A 22,856-nucleotide genomic window follows, 5' to 3' on the forward strand; every position below is an offset into this window, starting at 1 on the left:
GCAACAGGCTTTTCCCGCTGACCCTGGTCGCCAGCAAGCAGTTGCAGCCGGTCTACGACAAGCCGATGATTTACTACCCCCTGTCCACCCTGATGATGGCGGGGATCCGCGACATCCTGATCATTTCGACGCCGCACGACACGCCGCGTTTCGAAGCGTTGCTCGGCGACGGCAGCCGCTACGGCATCAAGCTGACCTACAAGGTGCAGCCGGAGCCGAAAGGGATCGCGCAGGCGTTCCTGGTCGGCGAGGAGTTCGTCGACAATCAGAACGTCGCCCTGATTCTCGGCGACAACATCTTCTACGGCAAGATGCGCTTCGACCGCATCGTCGCCGAGTTCTCCGAGGGAGCCAGGGTGTTCGGCTACCCGGTTCACGACCCCGAGCGTTACGGCGTGGTTGAATTCGACAAGGAAGGTCAGGTGCTCAGCATCGAGGAGAAACCCGCCCAGCCGAAATCCCATTACGCGATTCCCGGCCTTTACATCTACGACCAGCAGGTCGTCGATATCACCAAATCGCTCAAGCCCTCGGCACGAGGCGAACTCGAAATCACGGATCTCAACAAGGCCTACCTGGAGAAGCAGCAGCTGAAGGTTGAAAAGCTCGGCCGCGGCATCGCCTGGCTCGATACCGGAACCCACGAGAGCCTGCTCGAAGCCAGCCACTTCATCGGCACCCTCGAACTGCGGCAGGGGCTGAAGATCGCCTGCCTCGAAGAGATCGCCCTGCACCACGGCTTCATCGACCGCGCAGGCATGCAGGAGGTCATCGACGCAACGCCCGCTTCGAGTTATCGTCAATACCTCGAGCGGATTCTGAGCGAATTCTAGGATTTTTTCTGCAATGGCTATAGAGATTGTTCAAACGGAATTGCCGGAAGTGCTGCTGATCAAGCCCCGCGTGTTCGAGGACGAACGGGGATTCTTCTACGAGTCTTTCAACAGGCGCGACTGGATTGAGGCGACCGGCCTTGAGCGTGACTTCGTCCAGGACAATCAATCGCGTTCGACCCGGGGCGTGTTGCGCGGGCTGCACTACCAGCTCCCCCCCGCGGCGCAGGGCAAGCTGGTCCGCGCCCTGGTCGGAGAGATCTTCGATGTCGCGGTCGACATCCGGAAGGATTCGCCCAACTTCGGCAAGTGGGTCGGCCGCCGGCTTTCGGCACAGAACAAGCTGCAGATATGGGTGCCGGAGGGTTTCGCGCACGGCTTTCAGGTTTTGAGCGAGGTCGCCGAGGTGCATTACAAGACCACCGACTTTTACTGCCCCTCCGCCGAGCGCGGCATCATCTGGAACGATCCAACCATCGGCATCGAGTGGCCCCTGCAGGAGGCCCCCTCCCTCTCCGGCAAGGATGCCGTCGCGCCGGCGCTTCCAGATGCGGACGTCTTCTAGCGCTCTGCGCCGTTTGCCCAACAAGGTGGGACCGAGATCAGATGACAATTCAAGATGATCAATACAACATCGGCCACATCTGCACCAGGCAGCAGTGCAATCACGGTCTCGGCGATAAAACGGCTTTCAGGTGGATTCCCTCAAGCGGCACGGCCACGGACTACACGTTCAACGACCTGGAGGCCCAGTCCAACAGGTTTGCGAACGTCATCAGCGCTCTCGGATTCGCCCCTGGCGATATCCTGTTCACTTTCCTGCCCAAATGCCCGGAGCAGTTTTTCAGCTTCCTCGGCACGCTAAAAACCCGGGTCGTCTGCGGCACTCTGTTTTCCAACTTCGGCGATGAAGCGCTGCTCGACCGCCTCGGCGATTCAGGAGCCAAGGGGATCATCACCAAGAAAAGTTTCCTGAAAAAGCTCGGCCGCATCAGAGACAAGCTGCCACAGTTGCAATACATCCTCGTTACTGACATCGACGCACATAGATCGGACGACGTGCTCAGCTACCCGGCATTGATGGCCGAGGCCGCGGAGGAGTTCACGACTTCCCTGACGGACCCGGACACGCCTTCCGTACTGCATTACACCTCGGGATCGACGGGAAAGCCCAAAGGCGTGCTGCATGTCCACGGAAGCGTTCTGAGTCAAAGCGCCACGGCCAGAGATGTCCTGCACCTCGGCGTCAATGATGTCTACTGGTGCACCGCCGACCAGGGTTGGGTGACGGGAACCTCCTACGGAATCATCGGGCCTTGGAGCATTGGGGTTACGCAGATTCACTTTGGCGGCATGTACGATGCGGCGAAGTGGTTCGACATCCTGGAGAAGGAGAAGATCTCGATCTGGTACAGCGCGCCGACCGCGTTGCGCATGCTGATGCACGAAGACAAGGCCCTCTACCGGCAATACGATCTTGCCTCACTCAGACACATTTTCAGTGTCGGCGAGCCATTGAACCCCGAAGTCATCCAGTGGGGGCAGAAGGTCCTGAACAAGGATATTTACGACACCTGGTTCCAGACCGAAACCGGCGCCATCATGATCACCAACCGGCCGGGACTGGAGGTCAGGGCCGGTTCCATGGGCAAGCCGCTCGCTGGGATCGAGCCGGCCATTCTCGATGACGAGGGGATGCCTGTTGCGACAGGAGAACAAGGCAACCTGTGCCTGAAACCGGGTTGGCCCTCCATGTTCATCACCTACCTTAACAACGACAGCGCCTACCGGCAGAAATTCATCAACGGTCACTACTTCACCGGCGACACCGCGATTCAGGATGCAGATGGTTATTACTGGTTCAAGGGCCGCAGCGACGATGTCATCAACACCGGCGGCCACCTTATCAGCCCGTTCGAGATCGAAAGCGCCTTGCTGGAGCTCGACGAGGTCGCCGAATCGGGGGCCATCGGTGCGCCGGATGATGTGCTTTTTGAAAAGGTCGTGGCCTTTGTTCACTTGCATTCCGGCATAGAACAGAATAAAGACCTTGAGATCAAGCTACGACTGTACATCTCTAACCGGGTCTCTTCGATTGCCACACCGCAGGAATTGATCTTTGTCGACAAGGTCCCGAAGAACAAGAGCGGCAAAATCATGCGCAGGGTCCTGAAGGCCAGGTACCTGGGGCTGGATGAGGGCGACATTTCAACACTGGAGGACTGAACATTTGGACATCAAAGAGCAGTTAACGGTAATCTTTCGCGAAGTATTTGACGATGACGACATCACCCTCTCACCCGAGCTGACGGCCGATGACGTGGACGGCTGGGACTCGCTGTCTCATGTCAACCTGATCGTGACAATCGAAATCCGCTTTAACATCAAATTCGCCCAAAAAGAAATCCTGTCATTCAAGAACGTTGGCGACCTGATGAATTGTATCCAGGCGAAATTAGCCCAATAGAATAGTTCTGATGCAGCCATGGACTTTACGACACCGATCTTTCTTTTCTTCTTCCTGCCTCTGGTCCTTTGCGCTTACTGGGTAAGCAGCAAAAAGATTCGACTTCTCCTGCTCTTGGGCGCCAGTCTTTTTTTCTACGCATGGGGAGAGGTCTTTTATGTTGCTGTTCTGGTCCTCGCCATAGGTGTCAACCATCTCCTTACCCACCTCATACACTCCAGTCCGCAACCCTCACGCCGAATCGCGTTTCTGTATGGTACAGTCGCTCTAAATCTGGCGATGCTTTTTGCATTCAAGTATCCTGGCATGATCCAGTGGCTTGCAGACAAAATCGGTATCAGTTTCTCGGGGTTAACATCGCTGCACTTGCCACTCGGCATTTCATTTTTTACCTTTCAGGCCATTGCCTATGCCGTTGATGTCTACAATGAGAAACACGCCCCCTTGCTGAACCCTTTCAGGTTTTCACTCTTTCTTTCTCTTTTTCCCAAAATCAGTGCGGGTCCGATTATCCGGTATGACGAGGTAGAAGATGCCTTGTCAGGCCCGACCGTGACGATGGACGGCTGCGCCTACGGCGCAAAGCGCTTCATCATCGGCCTCGGGAAAAAGCTTATTATTGCCGACACGCTTGCAGTAACGGCGAACAAGATTTTTGAAATTCCCGGTGGGGACTTGACCGCACCTCTGGCCTGGCTCGGCCTCATCTGCTATACGCTGCAGCTCTATTTTGACTTCGCCGGCTACAGCGACATGGCCATCGGTCTGGGCAGGATGTTGGGCTTCTCTTTCCGTGAGAACTTCGACTATCCCTATATTTCAAAATCCCTGACCGAATTCTGGCGTCGCTGGCATATCTCGCTCTCCACGTGGTTTCGCGACTACGTCTATACGCCATTGCTATATAGCCTGATGACCGATAAAATCAGGCAGAAAATAGCCAGGGGACAGTACCGGACCAACTACCGCGGCATGCTCTGCGTCGTTGTCGTCTTCACGCTGTGTGGCTGGTGGCATGGCGCGACCTGGAACTTCATCATATGGGGGCTTCTGCATGGCCTCATCCTTGCAGCAGAGAGTTGGAAACTCGGCAAGTTGTTGAAAAAAATTCCGGCCCCCTTGGCGCACCTGTATGCCTTGCTGGCCATTTCACTCTGTTGGGTCTTCTTCCGCAGTCCCACCCTGGGCGGTGCAATCACGTTTTTAACGGCCCTGTTCGGTTTTGGATCCGGCCCAGGGACGGTCTATAATATTTCACTCTATCTGAACAATGAGCTTCTGCTGGTGCTCCTGGTGGCGATCCTGGCATCAATGCCGAGCGCACGGTTCATTCGCGATCGGATTATTCCCAAATTACCTGTCTTTGAAGCCAATTGGTCGGCAGGCATGCTGGAAACTGTTTCGGTGACCGCAATCTTTCTGATTTCTCTATTGCTTGCGGCCAGTTCTACTTACAAACCTTTCATATATTTCCGATTCTGACGATAAACATGCAAAAAACTCCACGAGCCATACTCATTGTTTTTTGCCTGCTGATAATTTCTCCAGCAATCGGGAAATTTTTTAACTTAGATCCTTTCTCTTCGCACAACGAGAACAGGAATCCGAGTCAGCGCCCGCAGTTGAGTTGGACCGAGGCTGATATTGAGAATTTTCCCCAAGAATACCAGGCGTATTTCAATGACAACTTCGGGTTTCGCAGCACTTTGGTCCGCGGCAACTTTTTACTGCGCTACGGCTTGTTGGGGGTTTCAACTTCAGATAGGGTAGTCATTGGAAAAAATGGATGGTTTTATTACACGGGGCAAGGGGCTCTGGACGACAGTAGAGGCATAACCCGTTTCAATGAAAATCACATGCGCAAGTGGGCTCATGATCTGGTTCTCAAAAAAAACTGGCTCAATACAAAAGGGATTCGCTACCTGCTGATCATACCGCCGAACAAGGGCACCATTTATCCGGAATTTCTACCTGACGGCTATGGTCGAGTCAGTGAAAGAACCGGATTGGATGATTTCACAGACTACCTGCGTCATCATACCGACCTGACTGTTCTTGATTTGCGGGCTCCGCTTCTTGCACAGAAAAAAAAACTGAACCTGTTCATGCGCTCGGATACCCACTGGAACAATTATGGGGCGTTCCTGGCTTATCAGGATTTAATCCGACAACTGTCTTCGTGGTTCCCGTCCATAGAACCTTTTGAACTGGATGATTTCGATATTTCCCCGCGAAAACGTTCTGCTGGAGACTTGGCACATATGATTGGCGGGAGTGACTTTATATCTGAGGAAAACTATATTTTTGCCCCGAAGAAACCTTTCTCTGCCAAGATGATTGAAAAGGAGCAGGGGCGCCGCGACCCTTTTACGATGACTAAAGTGGGTACGGCACTACCAAGAGCCATCATCTTCCGAGATTCCTTTTTTACCGCCATGGTCCCATTTGTAGCGGAGCACTTCAGCGTCAGCAGGTTCATCTCGGAGAGATGGAATAGTCGGACACAAATGGACGAGATCCTTGATGAATTTAATCCTGATATTGTCATTGAAGAAACTGTGGAGCGGCTGATAGAACCAGATGGGAATTTTTTCGCACAAGGAATTCCTTCCTATTTGGCTACAGCAGTGGCCGGAGTAAGGATTGAGACTGAAAAACGGGAGTAACCACGCCGATTGAAAGATTAAAACGCAATCTGGCCAAATGGCCTTGGATAAGATTCGTTTTCGTTATCCATCCCCAACTTGGTGAACCGGTACTGTAAGCGGCCATTTTCGACTATAAAACAATTAACATGGAACCTAAGATGAAATATTTTTTCCTTCACGTATCAAAAACGGCGGGAACGTCTCTTAGAAATGCTCTAAGAGAAAAGCTCCCCCCGGATGAATTTCTTATTGTAGAAGGAGCACCCTCAAGAGAGACGGTCAGGGAAATTTTAGAGGGTGCCGACCTGAATAAGATACGCCTGATCGGTGGACACATCCCTAATTGGACATTTGAAGAATCGGCAAATTGCACTGGTCAGTCGTGGGTCAAGTTTGCCGTTTTACGGGAGCCATTTGATCGACTGCTGTCTCTATATCACTATCTTTCTGCAAGTGACCATCCCGCACACGCCTGTTTCAAGGGTTTGAGTATTGCCGAATTTTGCGAGTTTGCCTCAAGCGGCCAACGTCCTGATTTAAATATGTGTTATTCATTTTCTCCGACAGGCTCATATGATGAAGCACATAAAGTTATTCTTGATCAAAACATCGCCATATACACGATTAAAGATCTTGAGAATCTATTTAAAAATCTAAGATGGAAACTTAAAATACCTCTTGCCATGAGGTTTGATAACAAAAGTAAAAAGACCATAGATGTTAAAGATGTCCATACTCTAAATACAAGTTTTTTAGAAGAAGATATAAAACTTTATAAGGCAGCAGAAGAAAATGAGTTTTCGAAGATAAGAACCGGACCTATCGAAAAGATTTTTTCTGAATTATGCATCAAATACAAAGAAAATATCAATAAAAGGTTAAAGCCAAGGATATCCGCCCGTTAATAGCCAGGATGCAATACCAGGCATGCCGTCTGTTTCGTCAACTGGAGGGAAGGAGCATGGCAAAGATCGGAGCGATTAAGGACAAGTGTCTTATGCTGCTCAGGAAGAGGCAAACCCTGAGGGCCTTGCATAACAAGAACGGTCCCAAGCCTGTCCTGAAGAACTCCGGGTACTGCCCAACCTGTCGGGAAGAGGTCATTTTCGTCGCTTTTGAGGCATGGCTCCGAGATCATTATTGTTGCTCCAACTGCGGCAGTATTCCCCGCGAAAGAGCCCTGATGTCAGCCATCGACACGTACTTCCCGGAATGGCGCAATCTAACGATTCATGAATCCTCCCCGGGGCAGCGCGGTGCAAGCAGACGCCTCTCCAAGGAGTGCTCACGCTATATTCCGTCACAGTATTTCCCTGGCCGGGAGCCAGGGAGCATAGTCGGAAATTCCCGCTGCGAGAACCTTGAAGCGCTTACTTTTGCCGATGAAAGTATCGATCTGCACATTTCACAGGACGTGTTCGAACATGTCTTTCATCCTTCGAAAGCGTTCAGGGAAATCGCCCGGACTCTCAAGCCCGGCGGCGCACACATCTTTACGGTGCCGCTTGTGCAGAAAAACAAGCCATCCTGCCTCCAGGCATACTTAGGCGACGACGGTGAGGTCTGCCACCTCGCGCCGCCCGTCTATCATGGCAACCCGGTCAGCGATGAGGGCTCTCTGGTCACCGTTAAGTGGGGATTCGACATCTGCCGGCACATTTTCGAGGCGTGCGGACTGTTTACCCATATGGTCCATATCGACGACCTGAGCAAGGGGATCAGGGCCGAGCTCATCGAGGTCCTGGTGACCGTCAAACCCGAGAAGAGCAAAATACCCAGCGCCATACCATAGCTTGCCGGTTCGAGATCATTCTCAAACAGAGAAAATGCTCTCATTCAGCCGTTTGTGCTCCCAGCACGAGCCCGACAATTTTTCCATTCCAGCTGAATTTCCTTGCATATTTTTCGTGCAGCCCTTATTGTTCACGCCATGAACGATGATCGTGAAAATTCACAGGACGACCTGCGCTCCTTTCTTCTCATGTCCGAACTGGAGAGTGATGAGCCGATTTCCCAGCGTGAGATCGCCGGGCGGCTCAACATCGCCCTCGGCCTGGTCAACTCCTATCTGAAAAATCTGGCTGCCAAGGGATACGTCACCGTCAAGGCCATGCCTCGGAACCGCTTCGCATATCTGCTCACTCCCAAGGGATTTGCCGAAAAGAGCCGCCTTGCCTTCCAGCACCTCGGCAACTTCAACAAGCTCTACCAGTTCACCCGCCAGGACAGCCATTCGCTGTTCGCCCGGCTGCGCGAAGAGGGGATCAGGCGGGTTTCCTTCTGCGGCGTCGACGAGCTGACCGAGATCTTCTTCCTTTCGTTGCAGGAAGCGGGGCTCGAACTGGAAACGGTCATGGATACCCGGAACAACGGTGAGCCGTTTTTCAACCGTCAGATAGTAAAGTTGCCTGAGGGGATAAAGACCAGCGGGAGCCCGATCGTCCTGACCTCCCTCCAGCGGGCCGAGGAGTTGAAGCAGGCCTTGCTGAATCTTGGCGTAATCGATGCAAGGATTCTGGGGCCGGCGCTCAGCTATGAGAGTATCCTGCGCCGGAACGGGACAAGGCAAAACCGTCTGTGAACTTCTGTGGACCAAACACGACTTGCGGCTATTCTCATCCGGCGACCGCACTGAGAGACTAGAGATTATGTTTCGTTTGGCATTGGGTTTTCTGAAAGAGCTGCTGGAAAAACGCTCCATCATCGTCGAGCTGACCAAAAACGACTTCCGGTCCAGCTACCTGGGTTCCTATCTCGGTATTTTCTGGGCGTTTCTGCACCCTGCCCTGTTCATCGGCATTCTCTGGTTCGTATTCCAGATCGGCTTCAGACAGGGAGGGATGGGAGATTTCCCCTTTATCCTCTGGCTGACGACCGGAATCGTCCCCTGGTTCTTTTTCGCAGGCTGCCTGCAGGATGCCACCCAGGCGATCCTCAACAACGACTACCTCGTGAAAAAAATGCTCTTCAGCGTCGGTATGCTGCCGATCGTCAAGATCCTCTCCAACCTCATCGTCCATGTCGTCTTTCTTTTGGTCGTTCTTCTATTGTTTGCCGCCTACGGTTATATGCCGGACCTCTACTCGATTCAGCTGCTTTATTATCTTTTCGCCCTGTGCGTTTTTCTGCTGGGGCTTTCCTGGCTGACCTCGTCCGTTGTCATCTTCGTGAGGGACCTCAAACAGGCCATCGGGATTCTTATCCAGTTCGGTTTCTGGCTCACCCCGATTTTCTGGTCACCGACGGTGATCTCCGACAAATACCTTTCCGTCATCAAGCTGAACCCGGTCTACTATGTCGTCTCCGGATACAGGGACACTCTTATCAATAAGAGCTGGTTCTGGGAGCACCCTCTCTGGACCCTCTACTTCTGGGTCGTCACCGGGTTATTTTTTGTCGGCGGAGCCGTCATTTTCAGGAAGCTCCGGCCCCATTTTGCCGACGTCCTGTAATTTTAGAAATCAATCGAGAATTTCTCCATGAACGACATCGCCATAAAAGTTGAAAACCTCACCAAGGTTTACAAGCTGTACGACAAGCCGGTCGACCGCCTCAAGGAGTCGGTGCTGCCTTTCGGCAAGAAATATCATAAGGATTTCTACGCCCTGCGGGACGTGAGCCTGGAAGTGAAAAAGGGCGAATCGATCGGCATCATCGGCAAGAACGGCTCAGGGAAGTCGACCCTCCTAAAGATCCTTTCCAGCGTCATCACCCCCACCTCCGGCAATGTTTCGGTCCATGGCAACGTGTCGGCCCTTCTGGAGCTGGGAGCGGGTTTCAACCGCCAGCTGACCGGGATCGAGAACATCTATTTCAACGGCACCCTGCTCGGTTTCTCGCGCGAGCAGATGGATGAAAAGCTGGATGACATCCTCTCCTTCGCCGATATCGGCGATTACGTCCATCAGCCGATGAAGAGCTATTCGAGCGGGATGTTTGTGCGCCTGGCCTTCGCGGTCAAGACCTCGCTGGAACCAGACATCCTGATTGTCGACGAGGCGCTTGCTGTTGGAGACATCAACTTCAGGCAGAAGTGCTACGACAGGCTGTCGGAGATGAGGGAGCGCGGTCTCACTTGGGTGCTTGTGGCGCATGACATACAGGCCATCAAAAGCAACTGCGACCGCTGCTTCTACCTGAAGAGTGGTCGGGTGGAAATGGTAGGCAGTCCGGAGACTGTTACGGAGAGATACCTTAAGGACAGCATGGAGGAACGACAAAAAGCCATTGGGGGGAAGAATGTTTCCCTTGAATGGAAAGAGGAGGGCTCGGAGGGGGCGCGGTTTGGCAGCGGAAAGGCCAACATCGTGAGCGCTGCTTTCGTTGGCAGAGATGGAAGTGCTGACAATGTTTTCAACTACGGAGATAGGGTAAAAATTGAAGTCAATGCCATTGCAGATCAGACCGTTCTTAACCCTTATATTGTCCTCCAGCTACGCGATCTACGCGGTTATGTTATTTATGGCGCTAGGGCGATGGGTCCTTTATCAAAAAAAGATTCTCGAGAAAGATCTACACGGCGTATCAAGGCATCTTTCAGCCTCGAACTTCCCTTAGCTCAAGGTATGTACTCCCTCTCTTTAGCTCTCAACGATTATATAACCGAAGAAAAAACTATTATTCATGACAAAATTGCAGGGGCACTCAGTTTTACCATGATGGATGGAAATAAGGACTTGGAAGCAATGGACCGATTTCACGGTGCTGTTGACCTGAAAGCTGAGCGCGATTTAAAAATAGAAATTGTCGATCCGTAAACAACTGACTAGCTTCAGAGAAGCATAGACAACCAATAAGGAAAAAACAGTTCCTGGTAGCGACAACTATCAAAAAAGTCTAGGCAGCCATTTTTATTTAAAAACGTCCCATGGTGGATATCTTGCTCGACCAAACTGAAAAGAATAAATCAAAAGCCATCGGCATCCTCGGCATGCACAGAAGCGGCACCTCCGCCCTGGCCAGGGCAGTAAATCTTGCCGGCGCCTACCTGGGAGAAGAAGGTAGTCTATACGGACCTCTTCAAGATAACCCGGAAGGCTTCTGGGAGCGTATCGACTTCAACGACTTTCAGGAAAGACTCCTGGCGTTACTCAAGAGGCGCTGGGATATTGCCATGCCGATCCCGGAACGGGTCTGGAATGGACCTGAAATAGCTCCTTACAAGAACGAACTGCTTGATCTCGTACGGCAGAATTTCGCCGGTCAGCCATTGTGGGCCTGGAAGGATCCCCGCTCCTGCATTCTCCTTCCCTTGTGGAAACAGGTCTTGGAAGAGCTTGGAACGGACTTCGTCTGCATCATGGCCGTCCGCAACCCCCTCGATGTCGCACGGTCCCTGCAGAAACGCAACAATTTCCCGATATCGAAGTCTCTTGGAATCTGGCTGGAGTACACTCTGGCAATTCTCAGGGAAGTTCGAGGGATACCGACCACTGTCCTCTTCTACGATGACCTCCTTGAAAAGGGGAGTGAAGAAATCAGGCGCTGCTTCGACGATCTGGCCCTGCCCTGGCAGATGACGGAGGAGAGCCAGGGAGAGCTGGAACGTTTCCTGCGCCCCGACCTGCGACACAGCAAGACCGGGAAGTCTTTGCCGGAGGAAAAGTTTGGCCCTGTCGCAAGAATTTACAATGCGCTGGGGGACATCTCGGGGGGACAAACAGATCTCCTTTCCGCGCTGCCGGAGGATATCCGCAGCATTGACGACAACTTCAAGCTTTACGCCGGATATTTTGAGCCTGATGTCGAGGACGCTGTTGCATTGGCGGAAAAGGTCTCACTCCAGGATAAGGAGCTCTCCGCCAGGGACCGGCAGCTCTCCGCCAAGGACCAGCAACTCATCGCACGAGACCAGCAGCTCTCAGCCAAGGTCCGGCAGATCTCCGAGCTCAGGAACTCGGTCGACGAACAGGCCACCGAAATAAACCGATTGAAAAATCATCTCCATGAAATGGAGAATTCGATGAGCTGGAAAATTACGAGACCCCTTCGCTCTGTGGGCCGCGCATTGATACCACCCAAAAAACAGTGAGTTTGTTCTTCACGCATCATTAACCTGCTTGTGATTGACAAAAAGAATACGGACCGGATTATGACTATTCGCTATAAAGTCGGCTGTTTCCTCAGCAAGATCTATCAAGCCATCCCCTTGTCCGACCAGACAAAAGCCGCGATCGGGCACTTCTTTTTCAGGATGTTCCCTTTCATTTTCAGGAATACGGATCCCTATAAAAACTGGAAGGCGCATCAACAGACGGATCGGGTGCCGGGGGAACAAAGGTCCGACTCCAGATATGCGGAATGTTTGAAACAACTTTTCGATTCTTCCAGGGGAACCCAGTCCGCAAGTTCCGAATACGTCCCGCTCGATGCAAAAAATCTCGACGCTGAAGAACTCGCCGTAAAAACCATCGCCTTCTACCTGCCCCAGTTCCACCCTTTCCCGGAAAACGACGAATGGTGGGGGCGAGGCTTCACGGAATGGACCAACGTGTCCAAAGCGGTTCCCCAGTTTGTGGGGCATTACCAGCCAAGACTCCCCGGAGAGCTGGGCTTCTACGACCTGCGCCTGCCGGACGTGATGAAGCGGCAGATCGAGCTGGCCAAGCAATACGGCATTTACGGATTCTGTTTCCACCATTACTGGTTCGGGGGCAAGCGCCTGCTCGAAAGGCCGGTCAACCAGTTCCTGGACGACCCGTCGATGGACATGCCGTTCTGCATCTGCTGGGCGAACGAAAACTGGTCGAGGCGCTGGGACGGCTCGGAGAACGAAATCCTCATGGCCCAGGACCACTCCCCCGAAGACGACATCGCCTTCATCAAGGACCTGGAGCGGACCCTCAAGGATCCCCGCTATATACGCGTCGACGGCAAGCCTCTCCTGATCGTCTATCGCGCCTCCATCCTTCCCGACGCAAAAGCCACGGGAGAGAGGTGGCGGGACTATTGCCGCAACAACGGAATCGGTGAAATCTATCTCGTTGCGGCCCAATCCTTTGAAATCAAGGACCCCACGCCGTACGGCTTCGACGCCGCCGTCGAGTTCCCGCCGCACAACGCCAATTTGTCTTCCATCACGAACAAAACATCCCTGGTCAACCCCGACTACCAGGGGAAGGTTTTCGATTACCGGGACTTGGCGGAACACTATGGCTCCCGTCCCATTAATCAGCCCTACACGCTTTTCAAGACCGTGTCGCCGGCCTGGGACAACGAGGCTCGCAAGCCGGGCAAGGGGATCACATATCACAACTCCTCGCCGGCAGAGTACGCGAAATGGCTGGAGCATGCCTGTCAGGAAACGATCAACCACAACAGCGCCTCTGAGCGCCTGGTCTTCATCAATGCCTGGAACGAGTGGGGAGAAGGCGCGTACCTGGAACCCGACCGGAAGTACGGTTACGCGTACCTGAACACCACGAGGTCGGTCCTTGCCGATGTCTCGGGCCTGGAAACGGCCAAGCGCATCGTCGTGGTTGCCCATGACGCCTTCAAAGCCGGCGCCCAGCTGCTCGCACTTCACCTGGCCAGGGAGCTGAAGAATAATTTCGGGTTTGCGGTCGACCTGGTCGTCCTCGGCGACGGCGCGCTGATGCCGGCGTATGAAACGACGACCAGGGTCCATCGGCTCGTCGGGGTGGATCCGGCGGGCGAGGAGGCCCGGGCCCTGGCGAAAAAGCTTTACGCAAAGGGTGCCAGGGTGGCTATCGCGAACTCGGCGGTTTCCGGCCTCTTTGCCGAGACCCTGAAAGGTGCAGGGATGCAGGTCGTTTCCCTGGTACACGAGCTGCCCGGGGTCATCAAAAACAATGGCCTGATGAAATGCATCAAGGCGATCGCCGGCAGTGCCGACCGGGTTGTCTTCCCCGCGGAGATCGTATCCGAGGGCTTTCAGGAGTTTGCCAGTCTTGATCCCTCACAAGTGGTGATCAGACCCCAGGGGCTTTTCCAGCCGAACACGTTTCGCGACAAGGCGGATATTCCGTTCCTGAGACGTGAACTGAGAGAGAGCCTGAAAATAGATGCTTCCGCGCAGCTGATTACGGCAATAGGACATGGCGACCACAGAAAAGGGATCGATCTTTTTATCCAGATCGGTCAGCACTTGATGAAAAGCAACCCCGATGTGCATTTTCTGTGGATTGGCGAGATTCATCACAAGTTCAAGAATCTTGTTGAAGCGATCAAAAAAGATCCCGTTTTTTCAAGGCGCTTCCATTTCAAGGGCTTTATTCCCGCCATCGACATGTATTACGCCGGGACGGACGTCTTTGCGCTGCCCTCAAGAGAAGACCCCTTTCCCACCGTGGTATTGGGGGCATTGGAAATGGGGGTTCCGGTCGTAGGATTCGAGGGCGCCGGAGGGTTTCAGACACTGCTTGACCGGGGGTGCGGCAAGGCTGCCAGACCATTTGACGTAGGGGACTTTGCCGAGAAAATATCAGAGTTTCTTGAAAACCCCGAAGCGGCACGCAAGGCCGGAGCGACGGGACGGGAGATCGTAAGAAGCGAGTTTTCATTTCGCAGGTACGTGTTCGACCTCCTTTCACTGACCAGGGAAGCCGTAAAAAAGGTATCGGTCGTCGTACCCAACTACAACTACGCCCATTACCTGGCGGACAGGATCGGGTCGATCACGGCCCAGACGTACCCGATATACGAATTGATCGTGCTGGACGACAAGTCGGCCGATGACAGCCTGGATGTCCTGGAGAAGATCAAATCCGGTTCGAATATCGATATCGAGGTTATTGCGAACGAGAAGAATTCCGGATCGGTTTTCCTTCAATGGCTGAAGGGCGTTGAAAAAGCCTCCGGAGATTATGTCTGGATTGCCGAAGCGGACGACCTGTGCGACGTCCGGTTTCTGGAAAACGTGATGATACCTTTTTCCGACGATTCCGTTGTGATGAGCTACAGCCAATCCAGGCAAATAGATGAAAACGGCAATACGATTGATGAGAGCTATCTGGCGTATACCTCCGACATTTCGAAGACCAAGTGGACCAAAGAGTATGTCGCAGATGGCGTAGAAGAAGTCTCAACGTGCATGGCCATCAAGAACACGGTCCCGAACGTGAGTTCAGCCGTCTTTAAAAGGGCGGACCTGATCGAAGTCCTTTCTGAAAACATTGACCAAATCAGGGCTTTCAAAATAGCCGGCGATTGGGTGACCTATATCAAGCTTCTTAAAAAAGGAAAAATTGCCTTCAACCCGGAATCGCTGAACTATCATCGGCGCCATCTGTCGGGAGTCACGATAGGCTCATCGAATGCCCCTCACCTAAAGGAAATTCTCACTGTACAAAAACTTATCAGGGAAGAGTTCGATCTCTCCCCCGAGGTCTGTCAACACGTTACGGCATACTCGCAAAAAATTTATGAGCAATTCCAATTGAATGAAACAAAGGGGCGGAAACTCGGGGACGACAACGTTTTTTCCAGCCTTCTATAGTTGTTCTGCCAATAAAACGTGGGAGCTTTCGTATCCGATATGTTCAATTCATCTGTTCAGAAACTCGCTGGAAAAACCGTTTACCTGCACATCGGCATTGGAAAGACAGGCACCTCCGCAATTCAAGTGACCCTGTCCAACGACAGTGATTCTCTGCTTCAGAGAGGTTACTGTTATCCGAAAGCCGGCCGGCCGGGAGTAGGGCACCATAACCTTGCGAAATTACGCTGCGATATTGTCCCTGACGATATCCAGGATACTTTCTACCAGGTTGCTGGCGAATTTCACGAATCCGGTACGGATTGCATGGTTCTCAGTTCGGAATATTTCTGCTTTTTGGAGAGCGGGTATATCCGATGGATTTCTGAATTATTTTCACTATCAAATGTCAAAGTGGTTTTTTACATTCGTGATCATGTGGATCTGATTTTATCTACTTTTCTGCAATGGGTTAAGGTTGGTGATGATTATAAAGGTGACATAGTCAATTTCTTTAATGCCTACAAGGCGGCGTTTGATTATGAAACCCGTCTGAGGCCATGGATTGACTTTTTCGGTGAAGATTCCATTATTTTAAAATTATATGACAAAAAGTTCAGCCAGGATATTGGGAGCCATTTTTACAATTCAATCGGCCTGAATGACTTCAAATCGCCTACAATCTTAAAGTCGAACCCTAGCCTGCTTCCGGAATTCTTCGATATCATTTCAGCTGTCGATAAAATTTCGATTGAAAAAAAAACTCGTCAAGAGATCGTTGATAAATTGTTATTAAATTCCAAGAAGTTCAAGAAATGCTCGACTTTGGAACTCATCGATCCAGAGTTAAAAAGCACGATATATAATACCTACAATTCATCCAACGAAAGAATTGCAAATGAATATTTGACCACAGATGAGAAAATAGTTTTTCTCAAAGAGGACATACAGAAAAAACGAAGTATTTTTACCAGATTCTTTGGTTAAAGCCTCCGAGACGAGGAGATCTGCCATCCATCGAACCAACATGCGCTGTGGGTTCATGCGTCCCCTTGGCGGTATCGTTTATTTTAAGAGAAGAATTGAAGGGAGATCTCTTGCGCGCATACAAAAAAATCCTGGTGATTGGCGGATCGGGTTTTATAGGGCGCAACCTGATCAATTCCCTTGTTTCGCATGGGCTGCTGGTTCGCAATCTGGACAGATTCAAACCAGGCTGGTCCGACAGCCGTGTCGAGTTTGTCGAGGGCGATTTTTCCGCAAGCCACCTGTTGGACCAAGTGATGAACAGTTGCGATGTCGTTTACCACCTGGCATCGACCACCCTACCGAAAACCTCGAACGATGACCCGCAATTCGATATCACTACGAACCTGGTCGGCGCCGTAAACCTGCTTGAATTGTCCGTCAGAAAAGGGATCAAAAAGTTCATTTTCATTTCATCGGGAGGAACCGTTTATGGTGCTCCCGCTTCGCTTCCGGTTTCGGAAAATCATCCGAACAATCCCACCTGTTCTTATGGCATAGTGAAGCTGGCGATCGAAAAATACCTCAAGCTGTTTCATAAATCCCATGGGCTTGACACGTGCAGCTTGCGACTGTCGAACCCATACGGTCCCTACCAGAGGGTCGATTCCATCCAGGGTGCTGTAACGATCTTCTGCAACAAAGCCATCAATGATGAAACAATCGAAATATGGGGTGATGGATCGATAAAAAGAGATTTTATTTACATTGACGATGCAGTCCGTGCAATGGTTTCCACTCTTGCGAATGATTTTTCAGGGCAGGAAATCAATATAGGAACCGGTATCGGAACCAGTTTGAATGACTTAATCCAAATAATAGAATCAATTTTGGATAAAAAAATTGATGTTTCGTATAAAGCGCCAAGGGATTTCGATATAAAGGATATTTATCTGGACATTCAGAAAGCCAGAAAACTGTTAGATTGGGAGCCTGAAATCGGTCTGAAGGCTGGAATGGAACATTTGATCCAATGGATGATCAACTCAAAAGAGAAGATAGCGTGAAATATCTATTGTAAACCTCCCCAGAAGTATAGGTTTTCGATTGAGCAATTCCATGGCGGTAAATGCTACAGAAATACCGTTTCTGGCCGATGTACGCCTTTTGGTTTATATTCGTCCTTCACAGAGACGATACCCAATATATCCGCGCAATACCAGGCAATGCTCACCCACATTTCCGTACCCTGCAATCGCGGCACTGCCTCGGGACGGCACTCAAAGCTCATGCCTTCGCCGGATCGCCAGCGGCTGATCGTGTCGTTGAGCCAGTACTGGGCAACGGCCTCAATTTCCGGTCGGCGATGATCAGTTTGCTTAAGGCACAACCATAGCGGATGGATGATATCCAGCACCATGCAGGCGGTAGCCTGCCCCTCGGCAAAATACCTCTGGTCATGTGCGTGGGCAAGGACGGTGTCAATGGCCTGCCGGGGGAAGGGCAGTTCCCATCCCCACTGGGCGTGGGCTCCGCGGGTGAGACGGTAAAACCCGTTAACCGGTTGCGACCAGTCTTCGGCCTGGTGCGGCGTTCCCCACATGCCGCTTCCCGGGTCCACATTCTGCCGCAGCCAGCTTTTAAGATCATCCATATCGCGATGAAGGCTGTGATAACGGGCATTGAAGTAACACGCGGAAGCGAAATGATCGATCCAGGCGCCGGAGCTCCAGGTATGTTTATGCCAGGGCAGGGTATCAAGATGCGAAATCAGATCGGCCGACGTTAAATCATGGGCAACTTTTACGGGATATTTCAGCGAGCTTCCCAGGCACTCCAGGGCGTAACCGACAGCCATTACCATATAAGCGGAGTGTCTGCACTCCATCTTCTCAACGAAAGCACCGCCCCTGGACAACTGGTCTTCGGAATATGGGCCCGGAACCAGGCCGGTATCAGGGTCCTGGAATCCCTGCAGGATATTTATTAGCTGCTCGCGGCTGTACCCCGGCATGGGTGTGCCGGTCATGGTTGCCAACTCGATTGCATCAGCCCATGGTCTCGTTTTCGCCGCATCGCCTGGAAAATCAACAAACGAATTATCGATGAAGGAGCGTTCCAGTATGCCGGGGATCTCGGCAGCGACCTTGTCGCCAAAGCGATGCCAGGCCTCGACAGTCTCCTGCCGGTTCTTGTCCGGCCGCCCATACATACGTGAACTGATGACGCGGGCCGGGTTTCCGGCTGCCAGTGTCCAGGGCGGGATGTCCCGTGTTACAATGGCGCCGGCGCCGATGATCGCGTGCGAACCGATCGTTACACCGTCTACTATCACCGCATTCGCACCGATCCAAACATCGTCGCCGATAAAGATACCTCTGCTGACCAGCGGTTGTTGATAGATCGGCTTGGACAGGTCTTCCGTGCAATGGTTGAAACCGACGACCTGTGCGCCGGTCGCGATCCGTACACCATCACCGATGCGGACTTTGCCGCGCACAACCGCTCCGGCATTCACGGTACAATCGGCGCCCATTTCCAGGTCGATGCCAATCTGTGTCTCGCTGCCCACGGCGGTGCGTGCACCGACAACAAGGTGCCTTGGGTTAACCGTAGCGCCGGGAGAGACATAGACGTCTTCTGAAAAACGGCAATCACCCTGGGCACGCCATGCCGCTTCGCGAGCAGCCTGCGCCTGGCGCTCCAACTCCGTCGCCTCGCGATGATAACGCCAGGGTTCACGTGCAAAGCGGTCGGGGGCTGGTTCTCCGAATTTTCTCTGCAGCCACTGCAGGATTTTCATAAGGCTTCCAGGAGAGGTAATCACCCCATTGGGTGATGCGGACTCAAGCGTAAAAGGGGAGACGAATCAACAATAGATTTTACTAGACACTTTCCTCCAGCGTCAATAACATATCGCGGATATTCACGTAACGTAGAGAAGGCCGAAGATAATGATTCTGGTTATGACAATACTCGCAAAGGATGAAGAAGATATTTTGCGGGAAAACATAGAGTACCATAAATCACAAGGTGTAGATCATTTCATTGCTACGGATAACGCGTCAAAAGATGGTACTACAAGCATCCTTAAAGAGTATGAGCGACAGGGAATACTCACGTATATCCTCGAAGACGGGCCTTATCATCAAACGAAGTGGGTCACGACAATGGCACGCATGGCCCATGATGAATTTAATGCCGACTGGGTGATTAACAATGATGCGGACGAGTTCTGGTGGCCCTGCCATGGCGACCTGAAAACTGCCCTCCGGAAAGTGCCTGCCCACTACAATGTTGTTCGCGCCCGGCGGCACAATATGCTGCTGAACAGCGGAAATACCGGTTCATCAGAACTGCCCTTCTACGAAAAGATGACTTACAGAAGGGAAATATCGATAAATCCTCTCGGCAAACCTCTGCCGTCGAAGGTCTGTCATCGGGGTTTTACCGACATCGTTGTGGATCCCGGCTCTCACAGCGTCAGCGGCATTGATGGTGTCGCAGTTTTTGAGGGCGACATCGAGGTCTATCACTATCCGTACAGAAGCTATGATCAACTCCGCAACAAGGTGATCAACATCGGATCAGGCTATGAGAAAAACCCCCAGACAAATACGCGGACCGGTGTGGGTCCGGGTCTTGCAATGAGAACGGTCTTTGCGCAACATAAGGAAGATCCGGAGAGTCTGAAGAGTTTTTTTGAAAGACATATGCTCAGCCCTGATCAGATTCGCAGTGGGCTTAAATCCGGCGAGGTTGTTGAAGACAGGAAACTCTCGGAGTATCTGGCCGGATTGAGTTTGCCGTTATCCGGACGTGATGCGGCAGGATCCAGAAGTCGGAATCGTATCCTCTCTTTTTTCCGCCAACTAAAGTCCTGATTTCAGAATTAAAACAAAAACATCAATGAACTCCATAACCCCCAAAGCCTCAATCATCTATCTCACCAAAAACGGCGGCGAGCTGTTCCGGCAGTCGCTCGACAGCGTATTCCATCAGGAGTGCGACTTCCCCTTTGAGGTGGTGGTGGTCGATTCGGGATCAACGGACGGCACTCTCGAATTTCTGGAGAGATACCCGGTGCGACTCGTGCAGATCGCGCCTGGGGAGTTCAATTTCGGCCTGACCCGCGACTACGGCTTCAGTCTCGGCGCGGGGGAGATCATCGTCTCGTTGTCGCAGGACGCGGTACCGGCGGGGAGCGCGTGGCTGCAGACCCTCTGCACCCCGTTTGCCGACCCGGAAGTCGCCGTCGCTCAGGGCGTGGAGGCCATCCCCGGCGACCGGGAGGTGTTCTTCTGGGACCGGATCAGGCTGTCCTACTATACCCGCGAGACCGTGCGCTGGAAAATGCGCCACGAGGGGGTCGGCCTCTCTTTCGTCAACTGCGCCCTGCGAAAATCGGTCTGGATGGAGAACCCCATGGGACCGGTCGAAATGAGCGAGGACAAAATTTTCCAGCGCAATCTTGCCCGGCACGGGCACCGGATCGTTCTCGTGCCCGAAGCGGAGGCCTGGCACGGCCATCAGTACGATCGCCGCAGTCTGGAGAAGAGGTCCCGCAACGAGGGGCTGGGGTGGAGGTTGGTCGACATCGATTATTCCCGCCGCGACATGCTGCTGGACATCTTCCACCCTCTGATCTGGGCGGTACTGGTCTACGGACTGGTGACCCTGCAGGTCAGGACCTCGGCCGAGTTGCTCTTCCCCTGGATCAGGCCCCTGAATCTTTACCGGGGCAATCGTTCCGGCGGCCGCTACGTGCAATGAACGGATTGCCAGGATGAAATGGTCTGTGATCATCTGCACCCACAACCGCGCCGACGACTTGGGGGAAACCCTGCAGGCGGTGTCGCGGCTCAATTACCCCGCCGGGGATTTCGAAGTGCTGGTGGTCGACAACGCCTCGCAGGACGACACGGAAGGGGTTGTGGAGCAAGCCGCGGCCGGGATGCCCCATCTGAAATATCTCCGGGAGGACAAGCTCGGCCTCTCCCACGCGCGGAACACAGGCATCGCCAACGCCGCCGGAGAGTTCGTCGCTTTCCTCGATGACGATGCGGCGCCGATTCCCGCCTGGCTGGAGAAGCTCGAAGAGCGCTTCCAGAATTCGCGCGTCGCCTGTGTCGGCGGCCGGGTCAAACCGGTCTGGCGGACCCTGGCCGGCTGGCCCGACTGGCTTCATCCGCGCCTGATCGGTTATTTCACGGTGATCGACCACGACGACTTCCGGGATTTCGGCTATCCCTGCTGCCCGGCGGGGACCAACGTCGCTTTTCGAAAAGCCGTGTTCGACGAGGTCGGCACCTTCGATCCGAACCTGGGCAGGACCGGCACTTCGCTGCTCTCCAACGAGGAGGCCGACCTCTGCGTGGCCATAGCGCAGGCCGGCTATCGGATCCTCTACACCCCGGAGGCGGTCGTACACCACAAGGTCCACGAAAACCGGCTGACCAGGGAATGGGTGCTTGACAGGTCCTACTGGGGCGGGGTTTCCTCGGCGATCATGGAGCGTCGAAGGTTCGGCGCCGGCAACCGCGTGCACAAGACGCTGAAATACCTGGCCCTGATCATGGCGTCGGAGAGCCTGAAACGGATTCTCTCCCTGACAGATGATCACAAGAAGACGTTTTTCTGGGAATGCCAGGCCCTGTTCAGCCGGGCTTTCCTGAAGACCCTGTGGCTCGGTCACGGACAGGGCAACGCAGCTAAGGGGAAAAGTTGAAAAAGATCTACACCATCCGCAACCTGAACCAGCAGCAGGAGCACATGTGGAGCTCCGGCAAGGTCGAAGACGAAGTGTCGGCCTGCGCGCTGCGCCACATCGAGGGGTTGTTCCTGCGCCACCTGCCGAAAGGGGAGAAAATCCTCGAGGCCGGCTGCGGACTGGGGGCCTGGGTTATCTACCTGGGGGAGCGGGGCTTCGACATCGAAGGCGTCGACCACGACGCCCGCGTCATCGAGCGGCTCAAGGCGTGGCGGCCGGCGCTGCCGGTTTTCCAGGGAGACATCTGCAACCTGCCTTATGAGGACGCCTCCCTCGGCGCCTACATCTCCCTCGGCGTCATGGAACACTTCGAGGACGGCTGCGAGGCGGCCATGGCCGAGGCCCTGCGGGTGCTCAGGCCGGGCGGCCTGATGTTCTTCACCGTGCCGATGGAAAACCCGTTCCGCAAGGTTGTCGCCCATCCCCTGCGGCAGGCCTACCTTGCCTGGCGGCGCCGGCAGGGGGACGACATCCATTTCGCCGAGTACCGGTATACCCTACAGGAGGTCGAAGAGCTCCTCGCGTCCTCGGGATTCGAGATCCTGGAGAGCACCTGGGACGACTTCCTGCCGAGGTCGATGTCCCTCGGCCTGTGGGCGGACTTCCCCCAGTTTCACGGCGCGAACCCGTACCGGCTGAACCGGCCGGGACAACTGCTGGCCGCGGCCATGAACGGCGCGTCGCGCTGGCTCCTCTCCGGCGGGGTTTTCTGCCTGGCCCGGAAGGGATAAAGGGA

At 53.3% G+C, this 22,856-nt stretch carries 21 protein-coding genes; 19 read left to right on the forward strand and 2 right to left on the reverse strand.

The annotated features are described in order from the left end of the window. The 12 genes from rfbA to DTF_RS24985 all read left to right on the forward strand — a co-directional run. Positions 1-833 (forward strand): glucose-1-phosphate thymidylyltransferase RfbA (rfbA, locus tag DTF_RS21220; protein ID WP_035055127.1); only part of this gene is annotated, 833 nt, incomplete at its 5' end. Positions 834-846: 13 nt separating this feature from the next. After that, the gene (gene rfbC / locus DTF_RS0101205) at positions 847-1,398 is read left to right on the forward strand and encodes a dTDP-4-dehydrorhamnose 3,5-epimerase (protein ID WP_226989104.1); all 552 of its coding nucleotides are present in this window, start codon (positions 847-849) and stop codon (positions 1,396-1,398) included. A 41-nt stretch (positions 1,399-1,439) separates the two neighbouring features. Further along, positions 1,440-3,059, forward strand: coding sequence for an AMP-binding protein (locus tag DTF_RS21225; protein ID WP_051360644.1), 1,620 nt, complete (start codon positions 1,440-1,442; stop codon positions 3,057-3,059). Continuing rightward, on the forward strand, positions 3,028-3,300 hold the full coding sequence (locus tag DTF_RS0101215; protein WP_051360646.1) for an acyl carrier protein: 273 nt from the start codon (positions 3,028-3,030) through the stop codon (positions 3,298-3,300). The genes DTF_RS21225 and DTF_RS0101215 overlap by 32 nt, the downstream gene beginning before the upstream one ends. 18 nt (positions 3,301-3,318) lie before the next feature. Further along, positions 3,319-4,782, forward strand: a complete 1,464-nt coding sequence (locus DTF_RS0101220; protein ID WP_027713851.1) for an MBOAT family protein — start codon at positions 3,319-3,321, stop codon at positions 4,780-4,782. A gap of 8 nt (positions 4,783-4,790) precedes the next feature. Beyond that, positions 4,791-5,966 (forward strand): hypothetical protein, encoded by a 1,176-nt coding sequence (locus tag DTF_RS0101225; RefSeq protein ID WP_081702723.1) that lies wholly within the window; start codon positions 4,791-4,793, stop codon positions 5,964-5,966. 128 nt (positions 5,967-6,094) lie between these two features. Beyond that, positions 6,095-6,853 (forward strand): sulfotransferase family 2 domain-containing protein, encoded by a 759-nt coding sequence (locus DTF_RS0101230; RefSeq protein ID WP_081702724.1) that lies wholly within the window; start codon positions 6,095-6,097, stop codon positions 6,851-6,853. A 56-nt stretch (positions 6,854-6,909) separates the two neighbouring features. Then, on the forward strand, positions 6,910-7,740 hold the full coding sequence (locus DTF_RS0101235; protein ID WP_226989105.1) for a class I SAM-dependent methyltransferase: 831 nt from the start codon (positions 6,910-6,912) through the stop codon (positions 7,738-7,740). Positions 7,741-7,842: 102 nt separating this feature from the next. Further along, a complete protein-coding gene (locus tag DTF_RS21230) occupies positions 7,843-8,529 on the forward strand; it encodes a winged helix-turn-helix transcriptional regulator (RefSeq protein WP_304412833.1) in 687 nt (228 codons plus the stop codon). A gap of 67 nt (positions 8,530-8,596) precedes the next feature. After that, positions 8,597-9,400 carry an ABC transporter permease gene (locus DTF_RS0101245; RefSeq protein ID WP_027713855.1) on the forward strand — a complete coding sequence of 268 codons (804 nt, stop codon included), beginning with the start codon at positions 8,597-8,599 and terminating at the stop codon, positions 9,398-9,400. A 27-nt stretch (positions 9,401-9,427) separates the two neighbouring features. Further along, positions 9,428-10,705 carry an ABC transporter ATP-binding protein gene (locus DTF_RS26780; protein ID WP_051360650.1) on the forward strand — a complete coding sequence of 426 codons (1,278 nt, stop codon included), beginning with the start codon at positions 9,428-9,430 and terminating at the stop codon, positions 10,703-10,705. A gap of 122 nt (positions 10,706-10,827) precedes the next feature. Then, positions 10,828-11,979, forward strand: coding sequence for a hypothetical protein (locus DTF_RS24985; RefSeq protein ID WP_155890639.1), 1,152 nt, complete (start codon positions 10,828-10,830; stop codon positions 11,977-11,979). Between the two features lie 9 nt (positions 11,980-11,988). On the opposite strand, the gene DTF_RS26980 is transcribed toward DTF_RS24985, so the two are convergent. After that, positions 11,989-12,225, reverse strand: a complete 237-nt coding sequence (locus DTF_RS26980; protein ID WP_226989108.1) for a hypothetical protein — start codon at positions 12,223-12,225, stop codon at positions 11,989-11,991. A 27-nt stretch (positions 12,226-12,252) separates the two neighbouring features. On the opposite strand from DTF_RS26980, the gene DTF_RS21240 reads away from it, so the two are divergent. From DTF_RS21240 to DTF_RS21245, 3 genes are all read left to right on the forward strand, one after another. Beyond that, positions 12,253-15,405, forward strand: a complete 3,153-nt coding sequence (locus DTF_RS21240; protein ID WP_226989110.1) for a glycoside hydrolase family 99-like domain-containing protein — start codon at positions 12,253-12,255, stop codon at positions 15,403-15,405. A gap of 39 nt (positions 15,406-15,444) precedes the next feature. Further along, positions 15,445-16,371, forward strand: a complete 927-nt coding sequence (locus tag DTF_RS0101265) for a hypothetical protein (RefSeq protein ID WP_027713857.1) — start codon at positions 15,445-15,447, stop codon at positions 16,369-16,371. Between the two features lie 110 nt (positions 16,372-16,481). Beyond that, positions 16,482-17,417, forward strand: coding sequence for an NAD-dependent epimerase/dehydratase family protein (locus DTF_RS21245; RefSeq protein ID WP_035055341.1), 936 nt, complete (start codon positions 16,482-16,484; stop codon positions 17,415-17,417). Between the two features lie 65 nt (positions 17,418-17,482). Here the strand turns inward: DTF_RS21245 and DTF_RS0101275 are convergent, their stop codons facing one another. Further along, positions 17,483-19,153 carry an acyltransferase gene (locus DTF_RS0101275; protein WP_051360657.1) on the reverse strand — a complete coding sequence of 557 codons (1,671 nt, stop codon included), beginning with the start codon at positions 19,151-19,153 and terminating at the stop codon, positions 17,483-17,485. Positions 19,154-19,304: 151 nt separating this feature from the next. Between DTF_RS0101275 and DTF_RS24990 the strand changes: the two genes are divergently transcribed. From DTF_RS24990 to DTF_RS25000, 4 genes are read left to right on the forward strand one after another with little or no spacing between them, the layout of a single operon-like run. After that, on the forward strand, positions 19,305-20,234 hold the full coding sequence (locus tag DTF_RS24990) for a glycosyltransferase family 2 protein (protein WP_081702726.1): 930 nt from the start codon (positions 19,305-19,307) through the stop codon (positions 20,232-20,234). A gap of 25 nt (positions 20,235-20,259) precedes the next feature. Beyond that, positions 20,260-21,123, forward strand: coding sequence for a glycosyltransferase (locus DTF_RS24995; protein ID WP_027713859.1), 864 nt, complete (start codon positions 20,260-20,262; stop codon positions 21,121-21,123). A gap of 13 nt (positions 21,124-21,136) precedes the next feature. After that, positions 21,137-22,078, forward strand: a complete 942-nt coding sequence (locus tag DTF_RS21260; RefSeq protein WP_051360660.1) for a glycosyltransferase family 2 protein — start codon at positions 21,137-21,139, stop codon at positions 22,076-22,078. Beyond that, a complete protein-coding gene (locus DTF_RS25000; RefSeq protein ID WP_027713860.1) occupies positions 22,075-22,851 on the forward strand; it encodes a class I SAM-dependent methyltransferase in 777 nt (258 codons plus the stop codon). Before DTF_RS21260 ends, DTF_RS25000 begins: the two co-directional genes overlap by 4 nt. Positions 22,852-22,856: the final 5 nt, after the last annotated feature.

Origin of the sequence: Desulfuromonas sp. TF (genome assembly GCF_000472285.1) — a bacterium.
Classification (GTDB): Bacteria; Desulfobacterota; Desulfuromonadia; order Desulfuromonadales; family ATBO01; genus ATBO01.